Origin of the sequence: Stenotrophomonas sp. ESTM1D_MKCIP4_1 (assembly GCF_003086895.1) — a bacterium.
Classification (GTDB): Bacteria; Pseudomonadota; Gammaproteobacteria; order Xanthomonadales; family Xanthomonadaceae; genus Stenotrophomonas.
On record NZ_CP026004.1, the window covers coordinates 707,618 to 734,124 of the forward strand.

23 protein-coding genes and 1 other RNA gene are annotated in these 26,507 nt (G+C 68.0%); 18 read left to right on the forward strand and 6 right to left on the reverse strand.

Annotated elements, in window-relative coordinates; all coding sequences use genetic code 11:
* Positions 1–114 precede the first annotated feature (114 nt).
* Together C1924_RS03160 and C1924_RS03165 are read left to right on the forward strand one after the other, a co-directional pair.
* On the forward strand, positions 115–2,607 hold the full coding sequence (locus C1924_RS03160; RefSeq protein WP_108764045.1) for a fimbria/pilus outer membrane usher protein: 2,493 nt from the start codon (positions 115–117) through the stop codon (positions 2,605–2,607).
* 29 nt (positions 2,608–2,636) lie between these two features.
* The gene (locus tag C1924_RS03165) at positions 2,637–3,146 is read left to right on the forward strand and encodes a fimbrial protein (RefSeq protein WP_108764046.1); all 510 of its coding nucleotides are present in this window, start codon (positions 2,637–2,639) and stop codon (positions 3,144–3,146) included.
* Positions 3,147–3,284: 138 nt separating this feature from the next.
* On the opposite strand, the gene C1924_RS03170 is transcribed toward C1924_RS03165, so the two are convergent.
* The 5 genes from C1924_RS03170 to C1924_RS03190 all read right to left on the reverse strand — a co-directional run bounded on the left by C1924_RS03170 (position 3,285) and on the right by C1924_RS03190 (position 8,441).
* Positions 3,285–3,692: a hypothetical protein gene (locus C1924_RS03170; protein WP_108764047.1), complete on the reverse strand. Its 408-nt coding sequence runs from the start codon at positions 3,690–3,692 to the stop codon at positions 3,285–3,287.
* Between the two features lie 497 nt (positions 3,693–4,189).
* On the reverse strand, positions 4,190–5,575 hold the full coding sequence (locus C1924_RS03175) for an FAD-linked oxidase C-terminal domain-containing protein (RefSeq protein ID WP_108764048.1): 1,386 nt from the start codon (positions 5,573–5,575) through the stop codon (positions 4,190–4,192).
* The gene (locus tag C1924_RS03180) at positions 5,572–6,216 is read right to left on the reverse strand and encodes a metal-dependent hydrolase (RefSeq protein ID WP_108764049.1); all 645 of its coding nucleotides are present in this window, start codon (positions 6,214–6,216) and stop codon (positions 5,572–5,574) included. Before C1924_RS03180 ends, C1924_RS03175 begins: the two co-directional genes overlap by 4 nt.
* Positions 6,217–6,361: 145 nt before the next feature.
* The gene (locus C1924_RS03185; protein WP_174208934.1) at positions 6,362–6,730 is read right to left on the reverse strand and encodes a YraN family protein; all 369 of its coding nucleotides are present in this window, start codon (positions 6,728–6,730) and stop codon (positions 6,362–6,364) included.
* On the reverse strand, positions 6,720–8,441 hold the full coding sequence (locus C1924_RS03190; RefSeq protein WP_108764051.1) for a penicillin-binding protein activator: 1,722 nt from the start codon (positions 8,439–8,441) through the stop codon (positions 6,720–6,722). The genes C1924_RS03185 and C1924_RS03190 overlap by 11 nt, the downstream gene beginning before the upstream one ends.
* 81 nt (positions 8,442–8,522) lie before the next feature.
* Here C1924_RS03190 and rsmI point away from each other — a divergent pair, with 81 nt between their 5' ends.
* From rsmI to rnpB, 3 genes are all read left to right on the forward strand, one after another.
* Complete coding sequence (rsmI, locus tag C1924_RS03195; protein ID WP_108764052.1) at positions 8,523–9,341, forward strand: 16S rRNA (cytidine(1402)-2'-O)-methyltransferase; 819 nt, start codon at positions 8,523–8,525, stop codon at positions 9,339–9,341.
* A gap of 359 nt (positions 9,342–9,700) precedes the next feature.
* The gene (locus C1924_RS03200) at positions 9,701–10,519 is read left to right on the forward strand and encodes a PDZ domain-containing protein (protein ID WP_108764053.1); all 819 of its coding nucleotides are present in this window, start codon (positions 9,701–9,703) and stop codon (positions 10,517–10,519) included.
* Between the two features lie 77 nt (positions 10,520–10,596).
* Positions 10,597–10,948: RNase P RNA component class A (gene rnpB, locus C1924_RS03205), an RNA gene on the forward strand.
* Between the two features lie 105 nt (positions 10,949–11,053).
* Here rnpB and C1924_RS03210 read toward each other — a convergent pair.
* On the reverse strand, positions 11,054–11,842 hold the full coding sequence (locus C1924_RS03210; protein ID WP_108764054.1) for an NRDE family protein: 789 nt from the start codon (positions 11,840–11,842) through the stop codon (positions 11,054–11,056).
* Positions 11,843–12,165: 323 nt separating this feature from the next.
* Between C1924_RS03210 and mraZ the strand changes: the two genes are divergently transcribed.
* The 13 genes from mraZ to ftsA are packed head-to-tail and all read left to right on the forward strand — an operon-like array spanning position 12,166 to position 26,500.
* Positions 12,166–12,612, forward strand: a complete 447-nt coding sequence (gene mraZ / locus C1924_RS03215) for a division/cell wall cluster transcriptional repressor MraZ (protein ID WP_004143635.1) — start codon at positions 12,166–12,168, stop codon at positions 12,610–12,612.
* Positions 12,613–12,626: 14 nt separating this feature from the next.
* Positions 12,627–13,595 carry a 16S rRNA (cytosine(1402)-N(4))-methyltransferase RsmH gene (gene rsmH, locus C1924_RS03220; RefSeq protein WP_108764055.1) on the forward strand — a complete coding sequence of 323 codons (969 nt, stop codon included), beginning with the start codon at positions 12,627–12,629 and terminating at the stop codon, positions 13,593–13,595.
* Positions 13,592–13,855, forward strand: a complete 264-nt coding sequence (gene ftsL / locus C1924_RS03225; RefSeq protein WP_079220624.1) for a cell division protein FtsL — start codon at positions 13,592–13,594, stop codon at positions 13,853–13,855. The genes rsmH and ftsL overlap by 4 nt, the downstream gene beginning before the upstream one ends.
* On the forward strand, positions 13,852–15,699 hold the full coding sequence (locus C1924_RS03230) for a penicillin-binding protein 2 (protein ID WP_108764056.1): 1,848 nt from the start codon (positions 13,852–13,854) through the stop codon (positions 15,697–15,699). Before ftsL ends, C1924_RS03230 begins: the two co-directional genes overlap by 4 nt.
* Positions 15,696–17,204, forward strand: coding sequence for a UDP-N-acetylmuramoyl-L-alanyl-D-glutamate--2,6-diaminopimelate ligase (locus tag C1924_RS03235; protein ID WP_108764057.1), 1,509 nt, complete (start codon positions 15,696–15,698; stop codon positions 17,202–17,204). Before C1924_RS03230 ends, C1924_RS03235 begins: the two co-directional genes overlap by 4 nt.
* Positions 17,201–18,595: a UDP-N-acetylmuramoyl-tripeptide--D-alanyl-D-alanine ligase gene (gene murF / locus C1924_RS03240; RefSeq protein WP_108764058.1), complete on the forward strand. Its 1,395-nt coding sequence runs from the start codon at positions 17,201–17,203 to the stop codon at positions 18,593–18,595. The genes C1924_RS03235 and murF overlap by 4 nt, the downstream gene beginning before the upstream one ends.
* Complete coding sequence (gene mraY / locus C1924_RS03245) at positions 18,585–19,670, forward strand: phospho-N-acetylmuramoyl-pentapeptide-transferase (RefSeq protein WP_079220628.1); 1,086 nt, start codon at positions 18,585–18,587, stop codon at positions 19,668–19,670. Before murF ends, mraY begins: the two co-directional genes overlap by 11 nt.
* Before the next feature lie 2 nt (positions 19,671–19,672).
* Complete coding sequence (ftsW, locus tag C1924_RS03250; RefSeq protein WP_108764059.1) at positions 19,673–20,992, forward strand: putative lipid II flippase FtsW; 1,320 nt, start codon at positions 19,673–19,675, stop codon at positions 20,990–20,992.
* A complete protein-coding gene (gene murG, locus C1924_RS03255; protein ID WP_108764060.1) occupies positions 20,989–22,086 on the forward strand; it encodes an undecaprenyldiphospho-muramoylpentapeptide beta-N-acetylglucosaminyltransferase in 1,098 nt (365 codons plus the stop codon). The genes ftsW and murG overlap by 4 nt, the downstream gene beginning before the upstream one ends.
* A 40-nt stretch (positions 22,087–22,126) precedes the next feature.
* Positions 22,127–23,563 carry a UDP-N-acetylmuramate--L-alanine ligase gene (gene murC, locus C1924_RS03260; protein WP_108748530.1) on the forward strand — a complete coding sequence of 479 codons (1,437 nt, stop codon included), beginning with the start codon at positions 22,127–22,129 and terminating at the stop codon, positions 23,561–23,563.
* Entirely contained in the window at positions 23,560–24,522 is a 963-nt protein-coding gene (locus C1924_RS03265) for a D-alanine--D-alanine ligase (protein WP_108764061.1), read from the forward strand. The genes murC and C1924_RS03265 overlap by 4 nt, the downstream gene beginning before the upstream one ends.
* A complete protein-coding gene (locus C1924_RS03270; RefSeq protein ID WP_108764062.1) occupies positions 24,519–25,268 on the forward strand; it encodes a cell division protein FtsQ/DivIB in 750 nt (249 codons plus the stop codon). The genes C1924_RS03265 and C1924_RS03270 overlap by 4 nt, the downstream gene beginning before the upstream one ends.
* A complete protein-coding gene (gene ftsA / locus C1924_RS03275; RefSeq protein WP_079220634.1) occupies positions 25,265–26,500 on the forward strand; it encodes a cell division protein FtsA in 1,236 nt (411 codons plus the stop codon). The genes C1924_RS03270 and ftsA overlap by 4 nt, the downstream gene beginning before the upstream one ends.
* Positions 26,501–26,507 lie beyond the last annotated feature (7 nt).

The following is a 26,507-nucleotide window of genomic DNA, read 5'->3' on the forward strand; positions in this document are numbered from 1 at the left end:
TCGCTTTCAGCTCCATTGCTCCAGTCGCAATAAATTCGATAGGCATCCACGACATGCATGCCCAGTTTTCGCCGCGATGCCCGCGCGTGTGCGGGCTGCAACCTGGCACTTCTCATGACTCTGCGTTTCCTCCCGCCCCGACCGGTCCCGCCGTGCAGTGCGCTGCCTGCCGCCATTGCCTTCGCGCTGTGCGGCGCGAGCCCTGCGGCCGTGGCCGACGACCTTGAGTTCAGCAGTGGCTTCCTCATTGGCGGTCAGGCCATCGACATGCAGCGCTATGCGCAGGGCAATTCATTGCCCGATGGCGAACATCCGCTGGAACTGCTGGTCAATGAGGGTTTCCAGGGCAACGTGGATGTTGCCGTGCGTGGTGGCGCGCTGTGCCTGCCGACAGCAGCGGTGCGGCAGCTGGAGTTGAAGCACGACATCCTTGCCCGGCTGGATGACGATCCGGACACCTGTGTGGATCTGCCTGGCCTTATCGAGGGTGCCACCGTTGAACTGGACAGCAGTGCATTGCAACTGCGCCTGGGGGTGCCACAGGCGGCGCAGGCACGCAGTGCTCGCGGGTACGTGGCACCGGACCAGCGCGATCGCGGCATCACCGCTGGCTTCATCGATTACAGCCTCAACCACAACCGCAGCAGTGGCCGCGACAGCACTTACCTGGGCGTCAACGCCGGGTTGAACCTGGGCGCGTGGCGGCTGCGCCATCGCTCGGCCGTCAGCCAGGGCTCGGAAGGCCGCCATCACGATGTGATCGCCAGTTCGCTGCAGCGCGACCTGCCCGGCTGGGACAGCCAGCTGCTGCTGGGGCAGGGCAATACCGGCGGCGAACTGTTCGAGAGTGTCGCCTTCACCGGCCTGCGGCTGGCCACCGATGAGCGCATGCTGCCCGATTCGCTGCGCGGCTTTGCGCCGGTAGTGCGTGGCATCGCCGAGGGCAACGCGGTGGTACGCATCCGCCAGAACGGCACCATCATCCACGAGACCACGGTGGCGCCGGGCCCGTTCGTCATCGACGATCTCTACCCCACCCACTTCGGGGGCGATCTTGAAGTCACCGTTACCGAGCCGGATGGCCGCGAGCAGCGCTTCACCGTCAACTTCTCCGCTGTGCCACAGGCGTTGCGTCCGGGCGCCAGCCGATTCAGCGCTACGGTCGGCCAGCTGCGCGACACCAGCGACCGCTGGGACGAACTGCGCTTTGCCGAGGCCACCTACGCACGCGGCATCAGCAACCGCTTGACCCTGCTGGGGGGTGCGCAGCTGGGTGAGGATTACCGGTCGCTGTTGGCCGGTGCAGCAGTGAACACGCCGGTGGGTGCCTTTGGTGCAGACGTCACCCATTCACGTGCGCAACCGCTGCATGCCGGGCCGGTCAGCGGCAACAGCGTCCGCATCAATTACCAGCGCTATGTCGCACGCAGCGGCACCAATTTCGGTCTGGCCGCCTACCGCTACAGCACGCGCGGCTACCTGTCGCTGGGCGATTTCGCCCGCGTGCGCAGCGACGACTGGGGCCATGCCAGCCGTGCCCGCCAGCGCTACCAGGTCAATTTCTCGCAGAAGCTGGGCCAGCGCAGCACGCTGTACCTCAGCGGCGGCCATACCCGCTACTGGGGTGATACACGGCGCCGCAGCGATGTGCAGCTGGGTGTGCAGACGGTGGTGGGTGTGGCCAACATCGGCGTTTCCGCGTTGCGCTACCAGCTCAGTGCAGGGCATGCGGATACCCGCTACGGGCTCACCGTCAGCGTGCCATTGGGCCGTCGCCCCAGCACGCCGCGCTTCAACAGCCAGCTCAGCCACGCCGCCAACGGTACGCAGGCACAGCTGGGCATCAACGGTGTGTTGGGCGAAAGGCGTGCCCTCAGTTACAGCCTGTCGGCCAGCGACGGTGGCGGCAGCCAGGGCAGCGCCAGTGCCTATGCCGCCTACCAGGGCAGCCGCGGCAACGCCAATGCCGGCTACAGCCGCAGCGGCAGTTATAGCAACCTGTCGCTGGGGGCCAGCGGCAGCGTCGCGCTGCACCGCGGTGGCATGAATCTGGGGCCGCCGGTGGGTGAGGGCTTCGCACTCATCCATGCCGAAGGGGCGGAGGGGGCGCAGGTGGGCTATGGCGGCCAGGTGCGCGTGGCGGGCAATGGCTATGCGCTGCTGCCGCACATCAGCCCGTACCGGTGGAACCAGATCGACCTCGACCCGTCCGGCCTGCCGATCGAGGTGGAACTGCTGCAGACCTCGCAGCGCGTGGCACCCACGGCCGGCAGCATCGTGCGCGTGGCCTTCAGTGCAGCGCGCGAGCGCACGCTGTTCATCGATGCCACCGACGCACTGGGCCAGCCATTGCCGTTCGCTGCGCGGGTGGAAGACGAGCACGGTGTGCCCAGGGGCGCCGTCGGGCAGGGCGGCGTCATCCAGCTGCGTGGCGCGCAGGATGCCGGCACGCTGATCGTCGACCCGGAAGGCCCGAAGCGCTGCCGCTTGGATTACCGCATGCCCGATGCACCCGATGGCTACGGCCTGTCGTGGAGCCAGGCATTGTGCGTGCCCCTGGCTGCCCCCGTGCGGGGCCTGCAGGCCGCCGCGCCCGAAACGTACTGATCCGCCATTCCCTTCCACAGGAGATTCTCATGACTGCCCTTGTCCTGCGTAACGCCTTGTTCCTCGCATTGATGGCCACCGCGCCTGCCGCACTGGCGGATTCCGCCACGCTCACCATCAGCGGCCGCGTGCTGCCCGGGACCTGCACCTTGAACGCGCCGGCCATCACGCTGGACCCGGTCAAAGCCAACGAACTCACCCAGGGGGATAACCAGCTCAAAGCCGGCACGCTGGATTTCACTGGCTGCGTAGGCGTGACCAAGGCCACGCTGTCCTTCGCCGGTACCGCCGCCGACGGCGATGCCGAGCGCTGGAAGAACACCGCCGCCACCGACGCGGCCGACGGCGTATCAGTTGCGCTGCTGCAGGGCGCCACTGGCACGACCTACCTGAAAAACGGCGATACCGGCATTGACGTGCCGGTGACCGGTGCCACCGCGACCTTCGCGTTGCGCGCCGGGTATTACCTGCCAACGCTGGGTGCGGTTACGGCGGGTGCGGTGCAGACCGAAATCACGGTGACGGCGGATTACGACTAAGCGCAACGCCTGCGGCAGGCGCAACGCAGCCGCCAGTATCCCCACCCTGGCGCGGTACCCCGGGCCACGCCCGGCGGCAAACGCGCAATGCACCGGTAGCGCCGGGCCATGCCCGGCGGCAACCGAAGACCGAGCCTGTCAGGCCGCGTGCACCTGCAACCCCACGTACTCGCACAGCCCTCGACACGCCAGCAGCAGCGCTTCGCGCGCGCCATCCCCCAGTTGCTGGCTTTCATCGCCATCCACGCGCACGCGTTCGCTGGCCTGCAGCAGTTCCACCAGGAAGGTCAGGCCAGCATTGGCGCGGTCGATACGGGACAGGGCCCAGCGTTGGCTCTGGGTGCGCCCGGCGGCAGGCAATGGTTGACCATCGGCAGCATCCACGTCGTGGATGGTGCGCAGGCAACCCAACAGCGTGACGCCGTTGGCGGCGCCCGCCTGCAGGCTGGACAGCGTGGTTTCGAGCGTGCGGGCCAGGTCATCGGGCAGGCGCGCGGCGGCCTCGCCGAGGGTGGCAAACAGAAAGGGATAGTGACTGGCGCTCATGGCGGCGTCCTCATGCGTGTGGCAAAGGGAGCCACCCCGCTTGGCAGCGAGGGTGGCGGACGGTGCGTGGTTCCAATACCGGTGGTAACACTGCGAAACGCCGGCGGGCACGAGGCCCCCACGCACCGCCCGCCATGAAGCACGCGGACGGATTGCCTGCCGACGTCACGCACAGGGGATGCGCGACGCCGGCAGACAAGCGTAAACAACAGTGTTACCAAACGGGATTGGAAGCCCGTGCCACCCGTTGTCGGTGGCCCCACATGATTTGCACGCAGCGTTTGTGCTGCCAATGAGGAAAGTTGGAAAGCTCGAAAAACTCGCAAAGCGATGACACACCGGCTGTGCGTGCCGATTGCGACAGACCTGTAGAGCAGAGCCCATGCTCGGCTGTTGCGAGGAGCAGTCGAGCATGGCTCGACTCTACAAAGGCGAAGAGCAGCCGAGCACGGGCTCGGCTCTACAAAAGCCGAGCAAAGTCGCCGTACGGCGAAACCTCACGCTGGCGGCAGCACCTTGCCGGGGTTGAGGATCCCATCCGGATCCAGCGCCGCCTTGATCGCCCGCATCGTTGCCAAGGTGGCCGGGGTGAATGCCTGCGCCATGAAATCGCGCTTGGCCAGGCCGATGCCGTGCTCGCCGGACAAGGTGCCGCCCAGTGCCAGCGTCAGTGCGAAGATCTTCGGCAGCGCCGCATGTGCGCGTGCGTTTTCGTCGGCATCCTCCGGGTGGTAGAGGATGTTGACGTGCAGGTTTCCGTTGCCGGCATGGCCGAAGGTGACGATGGTCAGCGTGTACTCGCGCGCCAGCGCCTGCACGCCGGCCACCAGATCGGGAATGCGCGAGACCGGCACCACTACGTCTTCATTGATCTTGCCCGGCGCAACGCTGCGCAGCGCGGGTGACAACGCCTTGCGCGCAGCCCACAGCTGGTCGCGCGCGCGGCCTTCCATCGCCACATCGAGTTCGAGCACGCCGTCCCCTTCGGCGGCACTGGCCAGCGCCTGCAGCAGGTAGGGCAGGGTGTCGTGGTCGCCGTCGGCCTCGACCAGCAGCATCGCGCCGGCTTCGGGCACCTCGGCACCATTCAAGCGCAGCAGCTGCAGGCTGCGTGCATCCATGAATTCCAGCCGGGTGGGCACGACCGGCTGCGACATCAGTCTCGAGACGGCGGCCGCAGCCGCATCGGCATCGCGGTACAGCACGCGCAGGCCGGCCTGGCTGACGGGCAGCGGGGTCAGCTTCAAGGTGGCTTCCACGATGAGTGCCAGCGTGCCCTCGCTGCCCACCAGCAGGTGGGTGAGGTCATAGCCGGTGGCATCCTTGGTGTAGGCGCCACCGCAGCGGATCACCTCGCCGGTACCGGTGACGGCCACCAGGCCGAGCACGTTGTCGCGGCTGGTGCCGTACTTCACCGCGCGCGGGCCGCCGGCATTGCAGGCCAGGTTGCCGCCGATGCTGCAGATCTCCGCGCTGGACGGGTCGGGTGCCCAGAACAGGCCGTGCGGGGCCAGCGCCTGCTGCAGCGTGCCGTTCAGCACGCCCGGCTGCACCACGGCGCAGCGGTCGCCCGCGCGGATGTCGAGGATCGCGTCCATGCGGGTGAACGACAGCACGACACTGCCCGGCTGCGGTACAGCGGCGCCCGTGGTGCCGGTGCCTGCGCCACGCGCCACCAGGGCCACGCCATGCGCGCGGCAGGTGCGCACCAGGGCCTGCACCTGTTCGATGTCGGCCGGCAGCGCCACGGCCTCCGGGCGCTGGCGGCGCCAGGAGTTGTCCTGCGCGTTGGCGTCCAGCGCACCGTCATCCACGCGCCAGCCCTCCGTGCCCAGCAGGGTGGACAGTTCGGCAACGAGCGCGGCGGGCAGGGCAGTACTCATGGTGTATCTCGTGGGGCAGCAGGGGTGGGGTTGATCAGTTTCCAGGCAACGACGGCGCCGGCCAGCGGCAGCCACACCCAGCGCAGTTCCGACAACAACGTGGCCAGGCCACGTGTGCTGAAGAACTGCGGGGCAAACGGTGAAACGCGGATCGGCCGCCACGGCGCGAAGAAGCGGTGTTCGCTCCACGGCCAGGCCAGGGCGACGCCCAGCCCGCCGGAGGTCATCGCATCCAGCAATGGGTGGCTGGCCGCGCAGACGAAGACGAATGCGGCAGCCTGCAGGGGCGATGCCACCGTTGGCCCTGCCTTGGTAGGTGCCAACCTTGGTTGGCACAGAACCGCCGACCAAGGTCGGCGACTACCGGAGCTGTGTGGCGGCGACCAGGATCGGCCGCCAGCAAAGAACGCCAACACTGCGGCCAATGCCGCCAGCACGCAGGCGAACAGCAGCGAATGGCTGGCGCCACGGTGGCCGAACGCATCGGCGTAGGGAATGTGCAGCGCGAACGCCAGTACGTCGGCATCGGGCAGCATGGCTGCAATCACGCCGGCGGCCAGCAGGCGCGGCGGAATGCGGCCGCGGTCAGCGGCGCACCACAGCGCCAGCGGCACGGCGGCATGGGTGATGATCGACGGCATCAGTCACAAACCAGGGTAGTGCTGGCCAGGCTGCGCTCTGGTAGGTGCCAACCTTGGTTGGCACAGAAGCGCCGACCAAGGTCGGCCTCTACCAGAGCGGGCGGGCGCCGACCAAGTTCGGCCGCTACCAGAGCAAGGGTAGGCATCAGCAGTCATCCAGCCGGAACGCATCGCGCAGCCACCGCAGCTGCGGCGGATCGCCACTGGCTTCCACCACATCGAAACGGCAGGGCGCATCGGCCAGCGCGGGATGCGCCTGCAGGTACAACAGCGCGGCATGGGCCAGGCGCCGGCATTTGCGCACATCCACCGAGGCCGCGCCGCCACCGAAATCCGCACTCGCGCGGTAACGCACTTCCACGAACACCACGGTGCCCGCGTCGTCCATCACCAGGTCCAGTTCACCGCCGCGATAGCGCACGTTGCGTGCGCGCGGCTGCAACCCGGCCTGCTGCAGGTGCTGCTCGGCGGCGGCTTCCACCGCCGAGCCCCGTTGCAGATGCTCAGCGACCACCGACGATCGGCATCGGGCGGCCACCGCTGAAAGTGGACCACGCCGGCTGACGCAGGATGTTGCCGTTGCTGTCCAGGTACAGCGTGCCGGTGGCGCCATCCAGGCCGCCCTCGTTCGACAGCTTGTCCAGGTAAGCGCTGATCTTCCACGCATCGGCACCGAAGGCGAACAGGCGGCTGGCGGCGCCGCGTGCGCTGGGCAGGGTCTGGGCCACCTGCGCGGCCGACGGCACGCCGGAGACGCTGCGCACGTTCCAGGCTTCGTTCGGGTAGATGATGCCGTCCAGCGCCACGTCTTCCTCGGCCTTGCCGCTGCCGGTGGTCAGCTGGCTGGTACCGACGCGCGTTGCGCCACCGGCACCGGCCAGGGCCAGCTGCGGCGCCAGCAGGCGCGCCTGCGGCGCACGCACGGCCAGGAACACGGCATCGATCTGGCCGGCATTGCGCACCTGCGCGCTGACATCACCCACCGCTTCGGCAACGGAGACCGTGGCGGCCACCTGGCCACCGCGCTGGGCGAAGCGCTGGGCGAAGGCGGCGGCGGCACGGCGGCCGGTGTCGTCGTTGCTGCTGATGACCAGGGCGCGGTTGCGCTCGCGGCCACGCAGGTACTCGGCGGCAACGATGCCGTCGTCTTCCGGCGCCAGCGAGAAGCCGGCGCTGCCGGCCGGCGGCGCGTCCTTGCCGCGGTTCAGGGCCAGCACCGGCACCTGCAGCGGCTGGCGGCCGTAGACCGCATCCACTTCGTCGCGGCCCAGCGGGCCGACCACGAAGTCGGCACCGGAGGCCACGGCCTTGTCATACGCGGCCAGCGCACCGGCCGGGGTACCGGCGGTATCGAAGAAGTTGATGTCCGGGCGGCGGCGGCTTTCACCGTAATAGGCGGCCAGCAGGCCATCGCGCACCGGCTGTGCGGCGGTGGCCAGGCGGCCGCTCAGCGGCAGCAGCACGGCCATCTTCGCCGGCGGGCGGTAGCCATCACTCATGGCCGGCGGGCGCTTGCTGGTATCGAACTGGGCGGCACCGTCGCGATCGAACGGGCGCGGCAGCGGCAGGCCGCGGGCGATCAACGCGCGGCCGGCGAAGTTGTAAAGCGGGTCGTTGGCCGGCAGCGCCGCGGCGCGGCTGCGCAGGGTGGCATCGTCCAGGGTGCCCAGCAGCCCGGCGATCGCGGCTTGGTTCTCGTTGCGGGCGGTGCCGGTCAGGCCGGCATGGGCGCGGGCACGCTCGGTCGCTGCGGCGAAGCTGTCACCGCTGGCCTGCAGGGCGCTGGCGCGGGCCAGGTACCAACGGGTACGCAGGCTGGGGTGCACGCTGTCGCCGTGCTCCTTCAGCAGGGCCAGGGCCTGCGCCGGCTGCTTGTCGGCCAGTGCCAGCTCGGCGCTGGCCAGCTGGAAGCGCTGCAGGCTGGCGCCGGACAGCTGGCGGGCGGTCAGCTGGCCCAGCAGGCTGCGCGCGCGGGCGCTGTCACCGGCCAGGTGCCAGGCCCAGGCCGCATCGGCCAGGGTATTGCTGCGGGCACCGCCGCGCAGGGTGGCGGCCTGCGCTTCCAGCTGCAGGGCAGCGTCGCGCGGCTTGCCTTGTTCGATCAGCGCCAGCGCCTGGCTCTGGGCCGGCGATTCGGGGGCGCTGACAAGGCTGGTGGTGGCACAACCGGCCAGAAGCATCAGCGACAACGACAGGGCGGAGATGCGTGCGGCGGGCTTGTTCATGATCGGGTCCATGCGATGAGGGCAGCGGCCTTGGCCAGGTACACGCTAGGATTCTACCCTTGCCCCGTGAGTACCGCTGAAATGAGTGTGCCAACCCTGTATGTCGTCGCCACGCCGATCGGCAACCTGGCCGATCTGAGCCCGCGCGCGCAGGAGGTGCTGCGCTCGGTGGCGGCCATCTGTGCCGAAGACACCCGCCGCAGCGGCCAGCTGCTGTCCCACTTCGGCATCCAGCAGCCGCTGGTGGCCCTGCACGAGCACAACGAAGAGGCCCTGTCGCAGCGCCTGGTGACGCGCCTGCAGGCCGGCGAGTCGCTGGCCCTGGTCAGTGATGCCGGCACGCCGCTGGTCAGTGACCCCGGGTTCCGCCTGGTCCGCGCCGCGCGCGCGGCGGGCATCAAGGTCAGCCCCATTCCCGGTGCCTGCGCCGCCATCGCCGCGCTCAGCGTGGCCGGCCTGCCCAGCGACCGCTTCAGCTTCGAGGGCTTCCTGCCGGCCAAGGCCAGCGGCCGCCGTGACCGCCTGCAGGCGTTGGCCGGCGAAGTGCGCACGATGGTGTTCTACGAATCCTCGCACCGCATCGCCGAATCGCTGGCTGACATGGCCGCGATCTTCGGCGGCGAGCGCCCGGCCGTGCTGGCGCGCGAGCTGACCAAACTGTTCGAGACCGTGCTGGATGGTGATCTGGCCGGCCTGCTGGCCAGGGTCGAGGCCGACGAGAACCAGCGCAAGGGCGAGTTCGTGGTGATGGTGCAGGGTGCCGGCGATGATGCCGAAGCGCAGCTGGCGCATGGCCGCCACGTCTACGCCAAGCTGAGCGAGCACCTGCCGCCGTCGACCGCCGCCAAGCTGGCCGCCGAACTGACCGGCGCCCCGCGCAAGGCGTTGTACGGCAGCTGACCGGCAGCGCCGGGCCATGCCCGGCGAACGGTAGATCCACGCCATGCGTGGATGAGTCGCACCCCAGTAGATCCACGCCATGCGTGGATGAGTCGCACCCCAGTAGATCCACGCCATGCGTGGATGAGTCGCACCCCAGTAGATCCACGCCATGCGTGGATGACGTAATCCATGCAGCCACGCATGGCGTGGCTCTACTAGGGTGGGGTCGGATCCCCGCAGGGGCTTCGACCCGCAAAGCCTGGGCCATTGCACGGATAAGCCCTGGCGCAGGTGTTCCATGCTGTCTGTTGAAAGGAAAGAAGTACCGACGTTCTGGAACGCAGGTTCAGCCGTTCCTGCACAACAGGGAGGTAACGATGGCAAGGCAATGGATTCCGCAACCGATACGACTGCAGCGCCTGCTTGCAGTGCTGGTGGGATTGCTGGCCGCGCAGGCGGCCCCAGCGCAGGACGGCGCGCGCGGCGAAGGGCTGGTTGGCTACGAGATCATCGACCCGCAGCGCAGCGCGATTCCCGATGGCGTGCCGGAACTGGGCGTACCCGCGCGCATGCGCTATTACGCCGCGCGTGACGTGATCGACACCCGCGACGCCTGCCTGCAGGGCGCGCCGGATCTGCGCGAGCGCATTGAACGGGCGTACCGGCAGCTCAGCACCACCCAGGTGAAGCACGTGGCGGCCCGGCAATGGCAGGCGCTGGCGGCAGCGGTCGAGGCCAACGGGGATGCGCCGCCCGCACGCACGCGCACCGATTGTGCTCGTCTGGTGTCACTGGCAAACGGCTTTGATGCCTACCTGGATACGCTGCTGGTCGCGCAGGCGGATATCGCTCTGGCGGCTGCGGCTGCACCGGATGACCGTCCGGAAGGCATGCGCGCGATGCTGGGGGTGACCATGGAGGCGGGCACCCTGATTGAAGAAGTGGTGGTCGATTCACCGGCCCACCGTGCTGGCCTGCGCAGTCATGACCGGGTACTGGCGGTGGATGGCACGCCGGTGACGACGGTGCTGGCCATCGGCCGGGTACTGAGGAAATACGAGCCGGAAGACCGCGTGGCGGTGACGGTCCGCCGTTTCGAGGGCGGGCTGACTGAAGGCGCCGCTTCGCAGGTGTTCGAGCGGGAGCTGACCTTCGATGTGCCGCTGGTGGCGCTGTCGGTCATGCGCGGGCGGTAGATCCACGCCATGCGTGGATGGCGAAGTTTCCACAGCCACGCATGGCGTGGCGCTACTGCGCTAGAATATGCGCTGGCGGAGCCGGCCAGACAGTCGCGTCATCCCTTCGGGGGTGCCGAGGAAAGTCCGGGCTCCATAGGGCAAGGTGCCAGGTAACGCCTGGGCGGCGAAAGCCGACGGAAAGTGCAACAGAAAGATACCGCCTACGTCTTCTTCGGAAGGCCGGTAAGGGTGAAATGGTGCGGTAAGAGCGCACCGCGAGTCTGGTAACAGACCGGCACGGCAAACCCCACCTGGAGCAAGACCAAATAGGGATCCTTTGGCGCGGCCCGCGTTGGATCCGGGTAGGTTGCTTGAGCGTTGCGGTGACGTAACGCCTAGAGGAATGACTGTCCACGACAGAACCCGGCTTATCGGCCGGCTCCGCCTCCATTTCTTACATCGGCGATGCCATCCACGCATGGCGTGGATCTACCGGGTACGCGCCTGGAATCCCCTGGTAGTGCCGGCCGCCGGCCGGCAAGTGCGGTCACGTCAGAAATCGACGCGGCTTTCGCCCAGGAATACACCCTGCGCGCCGAAGCGGCGTTCGTGCATCTGCCCGTGGCCGTGTCCATCGATCAGCAGTACCGTGCTGGCACGGGTGCCGTAGTCGTCGCCGCGGATGAAGGCCGGGCTCAGCCAGCGCTCGCGTTCCAGGCCGATGCCGGTGTCGGGCAGGTCGCTGTCGGCGGGGCGGTGTTCGTCGGCGAGGGCATTCCATAAGGGGGTCAGAGCTCTTTCGCTTTGCGAAAGGGATCCGACCCCGTCGGCGGCCCCGTCTTCCTCCAGCCACGCCGAGAGCGCGGCCATCAGCCGCCGGGTCTTCGGCCAGGGCGCATCCAGTGCGCCGTTGGACATGCCGTGCACGCCCGCGGCCAGGGTCTGGCGCTCGGCCGGATGGTTGCCCAGATACTCCAGGCTGTCGTTATCGGCCAACAACAGGTTGAACGGGGCATAGGCGGCGGCGATGCCGGCCAGCCGGTCCATGTGCACGGCCGCCGCTTCGCGGCCGCGCAGGAAATCGGCCACCAGTGCACCGCGCGAAGGCCCGGCTTGCGCCGCCAGCGGATCGCGCACGTTGGTCACCACGGCCATGCGGCCGGCCGGGCCGGCGCCGGCCCAGCCGCCACCCGAGCGCAGGTCGCGGCCACCGATGATGGACGGCTCGTCCTGCCAGGGGGCCAGGGCCGCCGTGGGGCGGGCGTGGAACTCATCACGGTTGCCAGCCATCACCAGCCGCCAACGCGGGTGGTGCAACCAGCCAAGAGCAAGCAGGCACATGGCCTCATTGTGCCCGGTTTGCGCAGTCCGACGCCGGTTTCACCGCGTTCTGGATGAATGCGCAGCGCATGTTTCACGCGCTCTCCACACCCCTGAACTTCTGTTCAATCTCAAAAATTGAGACGGATCAGCAACTTGTGGATAAGCCTTGAACAATTCTCTAAACATTGCTGCAAGCCATTGATGTGGCTGGCGATTTCCCCGCTGAAAAGTTGTTGACAACCCTAGGGCCGCTGCTAAGGTGGGCATCAGAGGGAAATCCGGGTGTTTTGTGGGTTTTCGTGGTTCAATGTTTCACCGGGCGAAGGAAGGGTGCACGCGTCGTGTTCCAGGGCGAGACGGCCATCACAGTTGACGATAAAGGACGCATGGCGGTTCCCACCGCTTACCGCGACCTCGTCGCTCGTGCCAGCAACAACCGCCTGGTTCTTACCTACAACCCGTTCGAGGCCGGCTGCCTGTGGCTGTATGCCGAGTCGGAATGGGAACGGGTCCGCGACGACGTCATGTCCAAGCCCAACACCCAGCGCGTCGTGCGCCTGTTGCAGCAGAAGCTGGTCGGCTCGGCCGCCCATCTGGAGCTGGACGGCAACGGTCGTATCAGCATTCCCGCCAGCCACCGCGGTGCGGTGGGCATTGAAAAGAAGGCGGTATTGCTCGGTATGGGCGACAAGTTTGAATTGTGGAGCGAGCAGGCGCATCGGGCCCTGATCCAGCAGACATTGTCTGACGAGGATCTGGGTGATGGGTTGCTCGACCTGAAGTTGTGAGCCGGGGTGCCCGGATGCGCCCAGAAGCGCAGACCGGTCACCTTCCGGTGTCGCAGTCGCCGGCGGTGCACCTGCCGGTCCTGTACACCCAGGTCATTGACGGCCTGAGGGTGATCGAAAACGGACGTTATCTGGATGGCACGTTCGGTCGTGGCGGTCATGCACGTGGCGTGCTCACCCAGTTGGGCCCGGAGGGGCGCCTGCTGGTCATGGACAAGGATCCGGAAGCCATCGCCGTGGCCGAGCGCGATTTCGCGCCGGACCCGCGCGTGTCCATTTTCCGTGGCAGCTTCGCCCAGCTGCTGCAGTGGGATGCGACCGCCGAAGGGCTGGATGGCGTGCTGTTCGACCTCGGCGTGTCCTCGCCGCAGCTGGATGTGGCCGAGCGTGGTTTCAGCTTCGGCAAGGACGGCCCGCTGGACATGCGCATGGACCCGGACAGCGGCGAAAGCGCGGCGCAGTGGATCAACCGCGTCGAAGACCGCGAGATTGCCGATGTGCTGTGGACCTACGGCGAAGAGCGGCAGAGCCGCCGCATCGCCCGTGCCATCGTCGCCCGCCGCGAGAAGCAGCCGTTCACCCGCACCGCCGAACTGGCCGAGCTCATTGCCTCGGTGATGCCGCGTGGCAAGGACAAGATCCACCCGGCCACGCGCAGCTTCCAGGCCATCCGCATCCACATCAACCGCGAGCTGGCCGATCTGGAAGCCGGGCTTGATTCGGCCGTGGAACGGCTCAAGCCCGGTGGCCGCCTGGCGGTCATCAGCTTCCATTCGCTGGAAGACCGCATCGTCAAGCAGTACATGAACCGCCTGGCCAAGGCGCCGCCGGCCAACCGCCGCCTGCCCGAGGCCGTCGCCTTCGTGCCGACCCTGGATCTGATCGGCGGTGCCATCAAGGCCACCGATGAAGAACTGGCCGCCAACCCGCGTGCCCGCAGCGCTGTGCTGCGCGTGGCCCAGAAGCGGGAGGCCGATGCATGAGCCGGCTGCTGCTGATCATCCTGTTGGCCTGCACCGTGGCCTCGGCGATCGGCGTCGTGTTCGTGCGTCACCGTCATCGGCAGACGTTCATCGAGCTGTCGCGTGCCGAGCGCACGCGCGATGACATCAACCTGGAATTCGGCCGCCTGCAGCTGGAACAGGCCACGCTTGCCGAAGCCAACCGCGTTGACCGCGTGGCCCGCGAGAAGCTGGGCATGAAGTTCCCCGAAGCCGCCGATGTGGTGGTGGTGCGCCCATGAGCAAGGCCGGCCGCAACCGCCCGCGCAACGCCTTCAACCTGCGCCAGCGCCTGCGCTGGGTCGCGCTGGCGCTTGGCCTGTGCTCGGTGTCGCTGGTCGGCCGTGCGGCCTACGTGCAGATCATCAACAGCGATTTCTACCAGCGGCAGGGCGAGGCGCGTTACCTGCGCGAGCTGCCGATCAAGACCTCGCGCGGCATGATCACCGACCGCAATGGCGAGCCGCTGGCGGTGTCCACGCCGGTCGCTTCGATCTGGGTGAACCCGCAGGATCTGCTGCGCGCGCCGGATCGCATCCCCGAGCTGGCCCAGGCGGTCGGCATGTCGGTGGACGAACTGAGCAGCCGCCTGTCGCAGAAGTCGGACAAGGAATTCATGTACCTGCGCCGCCGGATCAATCCGGACGAGGCAGAGAAAGTGGTCGCGCTGAAGATTCCGGGCGTGGCCGCGCAGCGCGAATTCCGCCGCTTCTACCCGCAGGGTGAGGCGATGGCGCACGTGCTGGGCTTCACCAACATCGACGACCGCGGCCAGGAAGGGCTGGAACTGGCCTTTGACGAATGGCTGCGCGGCAAGGCCGGCGCCAAGCGCGTCATCCGCAACCGCAAGGGTGAGACGGTCGAAAGCGATCTGCTGCGCGCCGCCGAGCCGGGCAAGGACCTGACCCTCAGCATCGACCGCCGCATCCAGTACCTGGCCTTCAAGGAGCTGCGCAACGCGCTGGTGGCCAACAAGGCGGCCGGTGGTTCGATGGTGATCATGGACGTGGCCACGGGCGAAATCCTGGCCATGGTCAACCTGCCGACCTACAACCCGAATTCGCTCAACGGTGCGGTGCCGGATACGCGCCGCAACCGCGCCGTGACCGATCTGGTCGAGCCGGGTTCGACGATGAAGCCGCTGACCATCGCCACCGCGCTGCAGTCCGGCGCGGTGACGAAGGACACCATCATCGATACCAACCCGGGCTACATGCAGGTGGCCCGCTTCACCATCCGCGACGTGCCGCGCAACAACGGCGTGCTGAACGTTACCGGCGTGATCACCCGCAGCTCGAACATCGGCGCGGCCAAGATCGCCGCCAAGATGACCGACCAGACGTTCTATGACGGTGTGCGCCGCTTCGGCTATGGCTCGGTGCCACACAGCGGTTTCCCCGGTGAATCCGGTGGCGTGGTGCGTCGCCCCGGCAACTGGGATGGCGCCACCAAGACCACCATGTCCTACGGCTACGGCCTGAATGTGACGCCGCTGCAGATCGCCACTGCCTATTCGGCGCTGGCCAACGGCGGCAAGCTGATCGCGCCGACCTTCGTGAAAGGTCAGCGCAACGAAGGCAAGCAGATCATCGACCCGGCGGTGGCCAAGGAAGTGGTGGCCATGATGGAAACCGTGGTGACCCAGGGCGGCGCCAAGCAGGCGGCCGTGCTCGGTTACCACGTGGCTGGCAAGACGGGTACGGCGCGCAAGGCCGGCCCGGGCGGCTATGAGCGTGGCCACTACAACTCGCTGTTCGCTGGCGTGGTGCCGGCCACCAACCCGCGCTTTGCCACGGTCATCGTCATCAACGACCCGCAGGGTGGCAAGTTCTACGGTGGCCTGGTATCGGCCCCGGTGTACCACAACGTAATGGAAGGCACGCTGCGCCTGATGGACGTCCCGCTGGACGACCTGCAGTCGTGGCTGGCCGCCCAGCAGTCCGGAAAGATGGGGCATTCGGCCTCCATCCTGCCGGCGCCACCGGCCGAGACCGCGCTGCCGGCCGACGCTGCCGCCGAATTCGATGCCGCGCTGCCCAGCGCGCAGAACCATGTGCCGGCCCCGCCCGCGGGAGGCACGCAATGAGTCCTTCGATGTTGCTTTCGCAGTTGCTCCCCGACGTTGCCCTGGCAGGGCACGACCCCGTGGTGACCGGCCTGGTGTTGGACAGCCGTGCCGTGCGCCCCGGCAATGCCTTCGTCGCCATCGCCGGTTTCGGCGCGCATGGCCTGGGCTTTGTCGAGCAGGCGCGCGCGGCCGGTGCCAGCGCCATCCTGTTCGAGCCGCCGGCCCCGGCCGAGCTGCCGGCGCCGGCCGATGCCATCGCCGTGCCCGGCCTGCGCGCGCGCATGGGCGCGATGGCCGACCAGTTCCATGGCGCACCTTCGCGTGCCATGACCATGGTGGGCGTGACCGGCACCAACGGCAAAACGTCCACCGTGCAGCTGCTGGCCCAGGCCTGGCACCTGCTTGGCACGCCCAGTGGAAGTATCGGCACGTTGGGTGCCGGACTTTATGGCGCTGTCGAACCGACCGGCTTCACCACCCCGCTGGTGCTGCAGATGCATGCGCTGCTGGCGCAGCTGCGCGATGACGGTGCACGCGCGGTGGCGATGGAAGTCAGCTCGCACGCGCTGGACCAGGGCCGCGTGGACGCTGTGCACTACGACGTGGCGGTGTTCACCAATCTCACCCGCGACCATCTGGATTACCACGGTGACATGGCCAGCTACGGCGCAGCCAAGGCGCGACTGTTCCATCGCCCGGGCCTGAAGGCCGCGGTGGTGAACCTGGATGATGCGTTCGGTCGCCAGCTGTTTGCCGGCCTGCCGGCCGGTGTGCAGGCCATCGGCCTGAGCTCGCGTGGCGCCGCCGATGCCCGCGTGCGTGCCGAAGGCCTGCAGTTGGATGGGCGTGGCATCGGCTTCGAGCTGGTCATCGACGGTGCGCATGCCTCGGTGCAGTCGCCGCTGCTGGGCCGCTTCAACGTGGACAACCTGCTGGCCGTGGCCGGCAGCCTGCATGCACTGGGCGAGACGCTCGAGCGGATTGCCGGGGTGCTGTCGGCGCTGCAGCCGATCCGCGGCCGCATGAACCGCCTGGGTGGCGAGCACGGCCTGCCGACCGTGGTGGTCGACTACGCCCACACCCCCGATGCGCTGGAACAGGCGCTGGAAAGCCTGCACGGCCACCTGCAGGGCACGCTGTACTGCGTGTTCGGCTGCGGCGGCGAGCGTGATACCGGCAAGCGCCCGCAGATGGCCGCCATTGCCGAGCGCCTGGCCAACCAGGTCATCGTCACCGACGACAATCCGCGCGGCGAGGATGGCGATGTGATCGTGGCCGACATCCTGGCCGGATTCACTGATGCCTCGGCCGTGACCGTGCAGCGCAGCCGCGCGCGGGCGATCGGCCTGGCGGTGAAGCGCGCCGGTGCGGGCGACATCATTCTGATCGCCGGCAAGGGCCACGAGCCCTACCAGGAGGTCAAGGGCGTGCGCCACGACTTCGACGACACCGAAGTATCGGCCGCTGCGCTGGCTGCCAAGGCCGGTGTACTCGCGACGCAGGCCGGGGAGGGCATCGCATGAAGCGCACCCTGCTTTCGCTGATCGCGCACTGGGCCGGTGGCGAGATCCACGGCGATGACGTGGCCATCGATGCGGTCAGCAATGACACCCGCAGCCTTGCCAACGGCAGCCTGTACGTGGCGCTGCGCGGCGAGCGGTTCGACGGCCATGATTTCGCCGCCGACGCGCAGGCGCGTGGCGCCAGCGCGCTGCTGGTCGAGCGCCTGCTGCCGCTGGACGTGCCGCAGGTGCTGGTGGCCGACAGCGAACTGGCCCTGGCGAAGATCGCCGCCGGCATGCAGCGCGACCGCGACACCGCGGTGTTCGCGATCACCGGCAGCAACGGCAAGACCAGCGTGAAGAGCCTGCTGCTGGCGATCCTGCAGCAGGAAGCCGCGCATGCCCACAAGGTGGTCTACGCCAATCCGGGCAACCGCAACAACGAGATCGGCCTGCCGCTGGCGGTGATCGATGCGCCGGAAGATGCCGACTACGCCGTCTACGAGATGGGCGCCGGCAAGCCGGGCGACATCGCCTACCTGACCGACATCGCCCGCCCGCGCTACGCGCTGGTCAACAACATTGCGCCGGCCCACCTGGAACGCATGGGCAGCCTGCTTGGCGTGGCGGTGACCAAGGGCGCGATCTACGCCGCCCTGCCGGCCGATGGTGTGGCCGTCATCAATGTCGATGATGCCTACGGCCGTTGGTTCGAGCAGCATTTCGTCGGTACCTCCGCGCGCTGCACGGTGCTGCGCTACGGCCTGGACCACACGGCCGATGTCACCGCGCGCGACATCCGCACGGGTGCGCAGGGCAGCCAGTTCACCCTGGTGTCGCCGCAGGGCGAGGCGCGCATTGCGCTGGGCCTGCCGGGCCGCCACAACATCAGCAATGCGCTGGCCGCCGCCAGCCTGGCGCTGGCCGCTGGCATCGATCTGGCGCAGGTGGCTTCGGGCCTGGCAGCCGCACAGCCGGTGCCGGGCCGCCAGATCGCCCACCAGCTGCACAACGGTGCGGTGCTGGTGGACGACAGCTACAACGCCAACCCCGGTTCGCTGGCGGCTGCCATCGATGCCCTGGCGGCCGCTCCGGAAGAGGGCTGGCTGGTGCTGGGCGACATGCGCGAGCTGGGTCCGGATGCCGAGGCCCTGCACGCACAGGCCGGCCTGCGCTCGCGCGCGGCGGGCCTCAAGCGCCTGTACACGCTGGGCCCGCTCAGTGCTGCCGCTGCCGCCGCGTTCGGCGAAGGCGGCCGTCATTTCGCCACCCATGATGCGCTGTCACAGGCGCTGCAGGATGAGTTGCACGCTGGTGTGCGCTGCCTGGTCAAGGGTTCCCGTGGCAGTGCCATGGACCTGATCGTCAAAGCGCTGCTGGCGCAAGGAGAGGAATCCCCGCATGTTGTATGAACTGGCCCGATGGTTGCAGCAGTTGGAGAGCCTGTTCGGGCTGTTCAACTACCAGACCTTCCGCGCGATCCTGGCAGCGCTGACGGCGCTGTTCCTGTCGTTGTGGCTTGGCCCGGCGGTCATCCGCCGGCTGGCCCAGTTCAAGGGGGGCCAGCCGATCCGTACCGACGGCCCGCAGACGCACTTCGTCAAGGCCGGCACGCCCACCATGGGCGGTTCGCTGATCCTGCTGACCGTCACCCTGTCGGTGCTGATGTGGGCCGACCTGCGCAACCGCTACGTGTGGCTGGTGCTGGCGGTGATGCTGTGCTTCGGCGCCATCGGCTGGTACGACGATTGGATCAAGATCGTGCGCCGTGACCCGAACGGCCTGGCTTCGCGCTGGAAATACCTGCTGCAGTCGATTTTCGGCCTGGCGGCAGGCATCTTCCTGCTGCAGACCGCCGACGTGCCCGCCGCGCTGACCTTCTACATCCCGATGTTCAAGTCGATCGCGCTGCCGCTGGCCGGCATCAGCTTCGTGGCCATCGCTTACTTCTGGATCGTCGGCTTCTCCAACGCCGTCAACCTGACCGATGGCCTGGACGGCCTGGCGATCATGCCCACCGTGCTGGTGGCCTGTGGCCTGGGCGTGTTCGCCTACGCGTCGGGCAACGTGGTGTTCGCCAACTACCTGCAGATTCCGCAGATTCCCGGTGCCGGTGAACTGGTCATCATCTGCGCGGCCATTGCCGGTGCGGGCCTGGGCTTCCTCTGGTTCAACACCTACCCGGCCATGGTCTTCATGGGCGATATCGGCGCGCTGGCGCTGGGCGCGGTGCTGGGCACGATTGCGGTGATTACCCGCCAGGAACTGGTGCTGGTGATCATGGGGGGCGTGTTCGTCATCGAAACCCTGTCGGTGATGATCCAGGTGGCCTCGTTCAAGCTGACCGGCAAGCGGGTGTTCCGCATGGCGCCGATCCACCACCACTTCGAGCTGAAGGGCTGGCCGGAGCCGCGCGTGATCGTGCGCTTCTGGATCATCTCGGTCGTGCTCGTGCTGATCGGCCTTGCCACCCTGAAGGTGCGCTGAGAATGAACGACCTGTCCCGCCAGGCAACACGCCTCGAAGCCATCGAAGGCAGCTACGACAAGTGGCTGCTGGGCGCGATCATCGCGCTCACGGGCATTGGCGTGGTGATGGTGGCGTCCAGCTCGATCGCGCTGATGAGCAGCCCGTTCTACTACCTCAACCGCCACCTGATCTTCCTGGCGGTGGGCATCGTGCTGGCAGTGGTGGCCGCCCGCACCGAGCTGAAGTCGATCGAGCAGTACAACCAGATCCTGCTGCTGGGCTGCTTCGTGCTGCTGCTGGCGGTGTTCACGCCCGGCCTGGGCAGCACCGTCAACGGCGCGCGCCGCTGGATCAACCTGGGCATCTCCAAGTTCCAGACGGTTGAAGCGGTGAAGGTGCTCTACATCGTCTGGCTGTCCAGCTACCTGGTGCGTTTCCGCGACGAGGTCAATGCAACCTGGCCGGCCATGCTCAAGCCGCTGGGCGTGGCCGGTGCGCTGGTCGTGCTGCTGCTGCTGCAGCCTGACTTCGGTTCGTCCACCCTGCTGCTGGCGATCACCGCCGGCATGCTGGTGCTGGGCGGGGTGAACATGCCGCGCATGTCGATGCCGGTGATCATCGGCCTGGTCGGCATGAGCGCGCTGGCGATCATCGAGCCGTACCGCATGCGCCGCATCACCTCTTTCCTGGACCCGTGGGCCGACCAGCAGGGTGACGGCTACCAGCTGTCCAACGCGCTGATGGCCGTGGGCCGTGGCGAGTGGACCGGCGTGGGCCTGGGCAATTCGGTGCAGAAGCTGTACTACCTGCCCGAAGCGCATACCGACTTCATCTTCTCGGTCACCGCCGAGGAATTCGGCTTCCTGGGCACCTGCGTGATCGTGGCCCTGTACGCGCTGCTGGTCGGCCGCACCTTCTGGCTGGGCATGCGCTGCGTTGAAATGAAGCGCCACTTCTCCGGTTACATCGCGTTCGGCATCGGCCTGTGGATCAGCATGCAGACCTTCGTCTCGATCGGCGTGAACCTGGGCATCCTGCCGACCAAGGGCCTGACCCTGCCGCTGATTTCGTCGGGCGGTTCGTCGGTGCTGATGACCTGCGTGGCGATGGGCCTGCTGCTGCGCGTGTCCTATGAACTCAAGCGCGCCGAGCGCCGCCAGGCCGTGCGTATCGGCGGTGGCGAAGACGCCATGGCTGCGCCTGTGACCGAACCGTCCGCGCCCGCTGCGAGCAGCGCGCCGATGGGGGCCGAGCCGGTGGCGGCCGCTGCACCTACCGCTGCACGTGGCACCAGCCGTCTGCAGTCGCGCATTGAACCGACCTTCGGGAGGCTGTCATGAGCAGCGCCCCCCGCCCGACCTCCAGCGCCCGCCCGGTAATGATCCTGGCAGGGGGTACCGGTGGCCACATCTTCCCCGGCCTGGCCGTGGCCCGCGTGCTGCGCCAGCGTGGCGTGCCCGTCACCTGGATGGGGGCTGACGGTGCGATGGAAACCCGCCTGGTACCGCAGCACGACATTCCGATCGACACCCTGGCCATCACCGGCCTGCGCGGCAAGGGCAAGCTGGCCCTGCTGGGTGCACCGTGGCGGCTGATGCGCGCGCTGCGCGCGGCCGGCATGATCATCCGCAAGCGCCAGCCGCGTGCCGTGGTCGCCTTCGGTGGCTTCGCCTCCGGCCCGGGCGGAATGGCCACGCGCCTGCATGGCCTGCCGTTGCTGGTGCACGAGCAGAACCGTGCGCCGGGCATGACCAACCGCATCCTGTCCCGCTACGCGCGGCGCCTGCTGACCGGCTTCCCGGGCACCTTCGCCAAGGGCGAGGAGTTCGTGGGCAACCCGGTGCGCGCGGAAATCGCCGCCATTGCGCCGCCGGAACAGCGCTTCGCCGATCGCCAGGGCCCGCTGCGGCTGCTGGTGGTGGGCGGCAGCCAGGGCGCGCGTGCACTCAATACCGGTGTGCCGCAGGCCATCGCCGCGCTGGCGGGCAGCGTGCAGGTGCAGGTGCGCCACCAGAGCGGTGAAAAGCTGCATGGTGAAGCCGTGCAGGCGTATGCCGAAGCGGGCGTGCAGGCTGAGATCACGCCGTTCATTGCCGACATGGCCGATGCCTTCGCCTGGGCCGACCTGGTGGTGTGCCGCGCCGGCGCGTCCACCCTGGCCGAGCTGTGCGCGGTGGGTGTGGGCAGCGTGCTGGTGCCGTTCCCTGCTGCCGTCGACGATCACCAGACCCGCAATGCGGAGTACCTGGTCGAGCGTGGCGCGGCCGTGTTGCTGAAGCAGGATGGAACGCTGGCCGACGGCATTGCCGCACTGCTGCGCGAACTGTCCGAAAATCCCGCCCGCCGCATGCAGATGGCGAAAGCCGCGCGTGCGCTGGCCAAGGTCGATGCCGCCGAGCGCATCGCCGATATCATTCTTGAGGAAGCAGTATGAAGAAGGCCTGCCATAGCGCCTGCCACGCGCGAGGCCGCGCATGATCCGCCGCCTGCATGACACCAACGACCTGGTGCGCGCGTTCCCGCGCGTGCATTTCGTCGGCATCGGCGGCACCGGCATGAGTGGCATCGCCGAAGTGATGCTGACGCTGGGCTATGAAGTCTCCGGTTCGGACAACGCCGACAACGCGGCCACCCGCCGCCTGGCCGGCCTGGGTGCGCGCATCATGCGCGGCCACTCGGCCGCCAACGTGCTGGGCACTGACTGCGTGGTGGTGTCCAGCGCCATCCGCGAAGACAACCCGGAACTGATGGAAGCGCGCAGCCAGCGCATTCCGATCATGCCGCGCGCGGCCATGCTGGCCGAGCTGATGCGCTTCCGCCGCGGCATCGCCGTGGCCGGCACGCACGGCAAGACCACCACCACCAGCTTGACTGCCGCGGTGCTGAGCGAAGGTGGCCTGGACCCGACCTTCGTCATCGGTGGCCAGCTGCTGGCCGCCGGTGCCAACGCCAAGCTGGGCGGTGGCCAGTGGCTGGTGGCTGAGGCCGACGAAAGCGATGGCAGCTTCCTGCGCCTGAATCCGCTGATGTCGATCATCACCAACATTGATGCCGACCATCTGGAAAACTACGGCAACGACTTCGCCCGCGTGCAGGCGGCCTTCGCCGAATTCCTGCAGCGCCTGCCGTTCTACGGCCTGGCCGTGCTGTGCATCGACGACCCGGAAGTGGCCGCGCTGGCAGCGAAGACTCCGCGCCATGTGATGAGCTACGGCATGAGCCCGCAGGCCGATGTGCGCGCCGAGAACGTGGTGCAGGAAGGCTCGCGCATGCGCTTCACCCTGCGTCTGCCGCAGGGCACCAGCCAGGAAGTGGTGCTGGCCCTGCCGGGCAAGCACAACGTGCTGAACGCGCTGGCCGCAGCCGCGGTGGGCTGGCAGCTGGGCGTCGCCCCGGATGCCATCGCACGTGCATTGGAAAGCTTTGCCGGCGTGGGCCGTCGCTTCAACGATCTGGGCGAAGTGACCACCGCCAGCGGCGCCAAGGTGCGCATCATCGACGACTACGGCCACCATCCCAGCGAGCTGGAAGCGGTGTTTGCCGCTGCCCGCGGCGGCTGGACCGACAAGCGCCTGGTGGTGGCCTTCCAGCCGCACCGTTACAGCCGTACCCGCGACCAGTTCGACAAGTTCGCTGCGGTGCTGTCCAGTGTTGATGCACTAGTGCTGAGCGAGGTCTACCCGGCCGGCGAGGAGCCGATTGCCGGTGCCGATTCGCATGCGCTGGCCCGCGCCATCCGTGCGCGCGGCCGCAGCGAGCCGGTCGTGGTTGGCAAGGCTGCCGAACTGGCCAGCGTGCTGCCGGACGTGCTGCAGGATGGTGACCTGCTGCTGATGATGGGGGCCGGTGACATCGGCGCCGTGGCCAGCCAGATCGCCGTGGAAGGTTTCAAGGTGGAGGGCCAGGCATGAGCGCGCTGACCTTCCCGCCGCTGCGCAGCACCGACCCGGCCGTGTTCGGTCGCGTCGCGGTGCTGCTGGGCGGCAGCTCCAGCGAACGCGAGGTGTCGCTGGATTCGGGCCGCAACGTGCTGCAGGCGCTGCAGTCGCGCGGCGTTGATGCGTTCGCCGTGGACGGCATCCCGGCGCTGGCCAGGGCACTGGCGGCCGGTGGCGTCGACCGCGTGTTCAACATCCTGCATGGCCACAACGGTGGCGGTGAGGACGGCATCGTGCAGGGCCTGATGGACGCCTTCGGCGTGCCGTACACGGGTTCGGACGTGCTGGGTTCGGCGCTGAGCATGGACAAGATCCGCACCAAGCAGGTGTGGCTGTCGCTGGGCCTGCCGACCCCGCAGTACAGGAAAGTGGAAGCCTCCACGGTCCATGCGCTGGCCGCCGAACTCGGCCTGCCGGTGGTGGTCAAGCCGGCCAATGAAGGTTCCAGCGTGGGCATCAGCCGGGTGACCGATGAGGCCGGCCTGGACGAAGCGGTGGCCCTGGCGGCGCGCTACGACGGCCAGCTGCTGATGGAACAGATGGTGGTGGGCGATGAGCTGACCGTGGCCATCCTCGGTGATGTCGCGCTGCCCTCCATCCGCATCGTGCCCAAGGGCCAGTGGTACGACTACAACGCCAAGTACATCGCCGAGGACACCCAGTACCTGTGCCCGGGCCTGGACGGCGCTGACGAGGAAGAGATCCGCCGCATCGCCCTGGCCGCGTTCCGCGCCGCCGGCTGCCTTGGCTGGGGCCGCGTGGACGTGATGCGCGATCGCGCCAGCGGCCGCTTCTTCCTGCTGGAAGTGAACACCGCCCCGGGCATGACCAGCCACTCGCTGGTGCCCAAGGCCGCGGCGCAGGCCGGCATCGGTTTCGAGGAGCTGGTGTGGCGCGTGCTTGAACAGACCCTGGAGGCATCGCACGCATGAACGCGCTGCTGCGCATCTTCGTCTGGCTGTTGGCCCTGTCGGTGGTGGCACTACCGGTGGTGGCCGTGGTCAATGGCTGGGTTGGCGCTGAGCGCTGGCCGCTGGCGAAGCTGCGCGTGCACGGTGAATTCAAGCGGGTGCCGGCGGAACAGCTGCAGCAGGTGCTGCTGCCGTATGCGCATGCCGGTTTCTTCGCGGTCAAGCTGCAGGACGCGCAGGACGCCCTGGAAAAGCTGCCGTGGGTGGAAAGCGCGCAGGTGCGCAAGCAGTGGCCGGACGTGCTGGAAGTGACGCTGGTCGAGCACAAGCCGTTCGCGCGCTGGGGCGAAGACCGCCTGCTTTCCGAGCAGGGCAAGCTGTTCCCCACGCCGAAGAAGCTGGCCGACCTGCAGCTTCCCGAGCTGGATGGCCCGGACAGCCAGACCGAAGAAGTGGTGAAGCTGTACAACGATGCGCGCGCGCTGTTCGCACCGGCCGGCGTGGACGTGCGCCGCCTGACCATGGACGCGCGCGGCAGCTGGTCGCTGCTGCTGAGCAATGGCACCGAAGTGGTGGTCGGCCGTGACGATGCCCGCTCGCGCCTGCAGCGCTTCGTGCGCGTGCTGCCGCAGCTGGCCAACCAGGCCGCGCCGATCGAGCGCGCCGACCTCCGATACACCAATGGTTTCACCCTGAGCTGGGGAACGCCGGCCACGCCGGCCGGCGCACCCGCGACCCCGGCCAGAAGAACGCAGGAAAGGACATGAATCGCAAGGGTGATAAATCGCTGATCGTCGGCCTGGATATCGGCACCTCCAAGGTGGTGGCGCTGGTGGGCGAGTATTCGCCGGGCAACCCGATCGAAGTGATCGGCATCGGCTCGCACGAGTCGCGTGGCCTCAAGCGCGGCGTGGTGGTGGACATCGAATCGACGGTGCAGTCCATCCAGCGCGCGGTGGAAGAGGCCGAGCTGATGGCCGGCTGCGAGATCCGCTCGGTGTATGCCTCCATTTCCGGCAACCACGTGCAGTGCAAGAACTCGCCGGGCATCGTGCCGATCCGCGACGGGGAAGTGACCTGGGGCGACCTGGATCGCGTGCTCGACGCAGCGAAGGCGGTGGCCATTCCGGCCGACCAGAAGATCCTGCACGCCATCCCGCGCGAGTACGTGCTGGATGATTCGCAGGAAGGCATCCGCAACCCGGTCGGCATGACCGGCGTGCGCCTGGAAGTGCACGCCCACCTGGTGGTCTGCGCGCAGTCCGCTGCCGCCAACATCAGCAAGTGCGTGCAGCGCTGCGGCCTGCAGGTGGACGACCTGGTGCTGTCCTCGCTGGCTTCCAGCGTGGCGGTGCTGACCGCCGACGAAAAGGAACTGGGCGTGGTGCTGGTCGACATGGGCGCGGGCACCACCGATATCGCGGTGTTCGTGCAGGGTGCGATCTGCCACACCGCCTCGCTGCCGATCGCCGGCGACCACGTGACCAACGACATCGCGCACATGCTGCGCACGCCGACCCCGGAAGCCGAGCAGATCAAGGTGCGCTATGCCTGCGCCCTGGCCCAGCTGGCCACCGCCGAGGAAAGCATCCAGGTGCCGTCGGTGGGTGACCGCCCGCCGCGCCGCATGCCGCGCCATTCGCTGGCTCAGGCCGTACAGGGCCGCTACGAGGAAATCTTCGAGATGGTGCAGGCCGAACTGCGCCGCTCCGGCTTCGAGGAACTGGTGCGTGCCGGCCTGGTGCTGACCGGTGGCGCCTCGAAGATGGAAGGCGTGGTCGAACTGGCCGAGGAAATGCTGCAGATGCCGGTACGCGTGGGCATTCCGCAGCACGTCACCGGCCTTGGCGAAGTGGTGGGCAACCCGGTGCATGCCACCGGCGTGGGCCTGCTGCTGATGGGCAGCCAGAACGAGCATCCGCGCCGGCCGTCGCTGCCGACCGGACGCGCAGGCAGCATGTTCAAGAAATTGAAGACCTGGTTCCGCGGCGAATTCTGACGCGGAA